Annotated in this window: 4 protein-coding genes; all 4 read right to left on the reverse strand. The window is 63.3% G+C overall.

The annotated features are described in order from the left end of the window. The coding region (locus EOA79_RS30080) for a DEAD/DEAH box helicase (RefSeq protein ID WP_164894010.1) at positions 1-1,492 on the reverse strand (1,492 nt) is incomplete at its 3' end. A gap of 191 nt (positions 1,493-1,683) precedes the next feature. Beyond that, positions 1,684-2,457: an NAD kinase gene (locus tag EOA79_RS30085; protein ID WP_067321550.1), complete on the reverse strand. Its 774-nt coding sequence runs from the start codon at positions 2,455-2,457 to the stop codon at positions 1,684-1,686. A 422-nt stretch (positions 2,458-2,879) separates the two neighbouring features. Further along, the gene (locus EOA79_RS30095; protein WP_095824704.1) at positions 2,880-3,641 is read right to left on the reverse strand and encodes an MBL fold metallo-hydrolase; all 762 of its coding nucleotides are present in this window, start codon (positions 3,639-3,641) and stop codon (positions 2,880-2,882) included. Positions 3,642-3,645: 4 nt separating this feature from the next. Then, positions 3,646-4,246, reverse strand: a 601-nt coding sequence (locus EOA79_RS30100; RefSeq protein WP_164894011.1) for an ABC transporter ATP-binding protein, incomplete at its 5' end; no start/stop codon positions are given.

A 4,246-nucleotide genomic window follows, 5' to 3' on the forward strand; every position in this document is an offset into this window, starting at 1 on the left:
CTTCATGGCGGTGGCGGCTAGGGCGGCTGTGGTCGCGCTGAGGACGGGAAGCCCCGCGCTGCTCGTTGCGGTTGTCGGAACCCTTGCGGTCGTTCTCGGAACGGATCGCATCCTTGCGGGCGCGGCGCTCGGCAATATCGGCAATCTCGGCCACCGGCTGCTCTTCGCGTGGTGTCTCCGGCGTCTCGTCGTCGCTGTGCCTGGCGTGGCGGTCCGCGCTTTTCTTGCGCTCGCCACGGCTCTTGCGGTCCTCATCCTTGCGACCGGCGCGCCGCGGCGCGCCGCGGCCACGGCGAGGCGCTTCTTCGCCTTCGCTCTCGGCGACCGTTGACAGGTCGCCGTCATGCCATTCGATCTTGGTGCCAATCAGCTTTTCGATGGCGTCGACATATTTGGTGTCGGAGCGCGTCGCGATGGTGAAGGATTTTCCGGAGCGGCCGGCCCGGCCGGTGCGCCCGATACGGTGGACATAATCCTCTGCATGGATCGGCACGTCGTAGTTGAAGACGTGGCTGACGTCTGGAATATCGAGGCCGCGGGCGGCGACGTCCGAGGCGACGAGGTAACGCAGCTTGCCATCGCGGAAATTGGCAAGCATCTGCATGCGGGCGCGCTGATCCATGTCGCCATGCAGCGCGCCGGCGTCGAAATCATGCTTCAGCAGCGAGCGGAAAAGCTCCGACACTTCGACCTTGCGGTTGCAGAAGATGATGGCGTTCTTCAGATCGGACTCTTCGGCCCGCATGAGATTGCGAAGCGTCTCGCGCTTGTCCCACGGCTTGGAGCCTGACTTCACCAGGCGCTGCGTGATGCTGGTCGCGGTGGAAGCGGCTCTGGATACCTCGACGCGCACCGGCGCATGCAGGAATTTCTCGGTGAGCTTGGTGATTTCCGGCGGCATGGTCGCCGAGAAGAACAAGGTCTGGCGCGTGAACGGGATCATCTCGCAGATGCGCTCGATATCCGGGATGAAGCCCATATCGAGCATACGGTCGGCCTCGTCGATGACGAGGATCTCCACGCCGTTGAGCAAGAGCTTGCCGCGCTCGCGGTGGTCGAGCAGCCGGCCGGGCGTGGCGATCAGCACATCGGCGCCGCGCTCCAGCTTCTTGTCCTGCTCCTCGAAGGAGACGCCGCCGATCAGCAGCGCGATGTTGAGCTTGTGGTTCTTGCCGTATTTGACGAAGTTTTCCTCAACCTGGGCGGCGAGCTCGCGTGTCGGCTCGAGGATCAGCGTGCGCGGCATCCGGGCACGCGCACGGCCCTTTTCCAGCCGGGTCAGCATCGGCAGCACGAAGGAAGCGGTCTTGCCGGTGCCTGTCTGCGCAATGCCCAACACATCCTTGCCAAGCAGCGCATGCGGAATGGCGCCGGACTGGATCGGGGTAGGCTTGGTGTAGCCGGCATCGGTGACTGCGGAGAGGACCTTCGGCGACAGGCCGAGGTCTGTGAACGTCAACGCTTCTTGAGCGGTCTGAGTGTCTGCGGACAAGTTGTGGCTGTCTTTGGCTGGTTCGGGAAAAATCGCAACACGCGTTGCGGCGGGCGCCGCGCGCCTGCAAGATCGGGTTGCAGTTAGGCGCAAGTCCGCGATTTGTCAACAGAAACGGCCGGGAATCCGGCGGATTGTGAACACGTAACCTTAATTGCGATGCTTATTCGGGGTTATTGTCTTCTACCGGCTCAATAGCGGAATTGCTCGGCAAGAATACGCTCGTTCCATGAATGATTGGGATCGAACAGCAACGTCGCCGTCGCGGTCGGCGATTCCCGCACCGTGACAGAGGCGATCGCCTTGACCTCGGTGTGGTCGGCGGCGGCGTTCACCGGGCGCTTTTCCGACTCCAATATGTCGAAGCGCACGATCGCTTTGTTGGAGAGCAGCGCGCCGCGCCAGCGCCGGGGCCGGAAGGGACTCACCGGCGTCAGCGCCAAAAGCGGCGCGTCGAGCGGTAGGATCGGCCCGTGCGCCGACAGATTGTAGGCTGTCGAACCAGCGGGTGTCGCGATCATGACGCCGTCGCAGTTCAATTCCTCCAGCCGCACCTGCTCGTCGACGGTGATGCGTATTTTCGCGGTCTGATAGGATTGGCGCCAAAGCGCCACTTCGTTGATCGCCAGCGCCGAGATCGTTTCGCCCTCGTGAGTCACCGCCTGCATTTCCAGTGGGCGGATCGTCTCGGATACCGCTTTCGAAATGCGTTCATCGAGACCGCCGGCCCGATATTCGTTCATCAGGAAGCCGATGGTGCCACGGTTCATCCCGTAGACCTTCTTGCCCGTGCTCATCGTGTCGCGCAGCGTCTGCAGCAGGAAGCCGTCACCGCCGAGCGCGATGATGATCTCCGCCTCGGCGACTGGTATTTGCCCATAGCGCGCCGACAAGGTTTCCAGCGCCGCGCGGGCGTCGTCGGTGTCGGAAGAGACGAAGGCGAAACGGCTGGTTTCTTTGCTCATGGATCCCGAACGGCGACCGCTACCGCCTGCCGGTCGCGCAGGCGACGGCGTAGCATGCGCCGACCGCATCTGCAAAGGGCGGTGCGCCCCGCCATGCGGATAGGCGTTGGCGCTCGCGCTTCGTGACAGCCATGCAACGAATGTGATGGCTGTAATGGTTAAGACCAGGCTTAAACACTCGTAAAGCCGGATCGATCATGTTAGCCGGCAGTGGATGGGTTGGCGGGGGCTGGCCAGTCGAGAGACCTGTCTATTGCCGGTGACGCGTCTGATCATAGTCTTCCTGATGATGGGAAGTTTCGCCCTCATGTTCGCCGAGCTTGTGCGCCACTCGGAGGAGATGAGCCAGCGGCCGCATCCGACGGCCTCCCGCTGCGGCGACGCCGCCGGGATGCCCTGTCCGCAAAGGGCGCTTTAAAGCGCTAGCGGTTCTGCAGCAGGTGACAGCCCGCCTGCCGCTTCTGCGCGAGATACTCGTCGATCACCTGGCGGTAGCGCACCTTGCCGAAGCTCGGGAAATGACCGCCATGCACAACCGAGACGTCGAGGTTGCGCATGGCAAGCAGCGTCTCGACATAGTCGCCGATATCGGAGTGGTAGACGTCGTCGATCAGCGGCCCGTCATAGACGATGTCACCCGACAGGAGCATGCGGGTCTTTCGCTCGTAGAGCGCGATGCCGCCGGGTGAGTGGCCAGGCGTGTGGATGACCTCGAAGGCACGATCGCCGAGATCGACAACGTCGCCATGCTCAAGCAGCCGGTTGGCCGGCGCAGGCGGGATGCGGTAGCTGGCCGTATCCCATCCGTCGGGCATGCCGTCGAACATCTCGTCTGTCGCGTAGCGGTCGGCGACCGTCCATTCGTTGCGCGGATCGGCGAGGATCTGGGCTTCAGCGGAATGCACGCAGCGATCCGGAAATTCGTGGTGGCAGCCGATGTGGTCGAAATGCGTGTGGCTGGCGACGCAGACAAGCTGGTGTTCGGTGACCAGCGGCACATGGCGCCGCAGGCTGACATGGCCGAGACCGGTATCGAACAAAAGATCGCGGTCGCGGCCGCGCACATGCCAGATGTTGCAGCGGAAGAACGGCTTTATCCATGGCTCATGGATGAGCGTGACGTCGTCGCCCATGCGGATGCTCTCGTACCAGTCCGGAGCCTCGATGACCGGAAGCATGCTCATTGGATCAGTCCGCCAGCAGGATGATGTCTTGAGCATCGCATGAAACCGCGACCGTGTCGCCGGCCTGGACGGTCGCGGGAGCTGGTGCCTTGGCGATGAACTGCAATGCAGGATCCTGCGCCGAGGTGGCGAGCACCCGCTTGAAGCTCCCTTGGTAGACGACGTCGCTCACTCTGGCGGTGCCGAGCGCAACGTCGCCTTTCGCTCCCGCAAGGATGAGGTGCTCGGGCCGGATGGCAAGCGCCACAGCCGCGCCAGCCGGCGCCGTGCCGGGCAGCGAGATCGGCCCGAGCCTGGTCGCCACTGCGAAGCGTCCATCCTGTGTTTCGCCGGCTTTGCCGGCAAGAATCGTGCTTTCGCCCATGAAGGTCGCCGAGAAGCGAGTCTTCGGCCGCGCATAGACCCGCTCGGGCGGTCCTTCGTCCTCGATGCGCCCGTCATTCATCACCACGCAATGGTCAGCCAGGGCCATCGCTTCTTCCTGGTCGTGCGTGACATGGACGAAAGCGGTGCCGACTCGTTTCTGGATCGCTTTCAACTCGTCCTGCATCTGCCGGCGCAGCTTAAGATCCAGCGCGCCGGCAGATGCAGGACGAGTTGAAAGC

Source organism: Mesorhizobium sp. M1A.F.Ca.IN.020.03.2.1 (assembly GCF_004023205.1).
Lineage (GTDB): Bacteria > Pseudomonadota > Alphaproteobacteria > Rhizobiales > Rhizobiaceae > Mesorhizobium.

Excerpts from the sequence above, each read along its gene's own strand:
- EOA79_RS30095 (WP_095824704.1), bottom strand. The coding sequence starts at position 3,641 with ATGAGCATGCTTCCGGTCATCGAGGCTCCGGACTGGTACGAGAGCATC.
- EOA79_RS30085 (WP_067321550.1), bottom strand. The coding sequence starts at position 2,457 with ATGAGCAAAGAAACCAGCCGTTTCGCCTTCGTCTCTTCCGACACCGAC.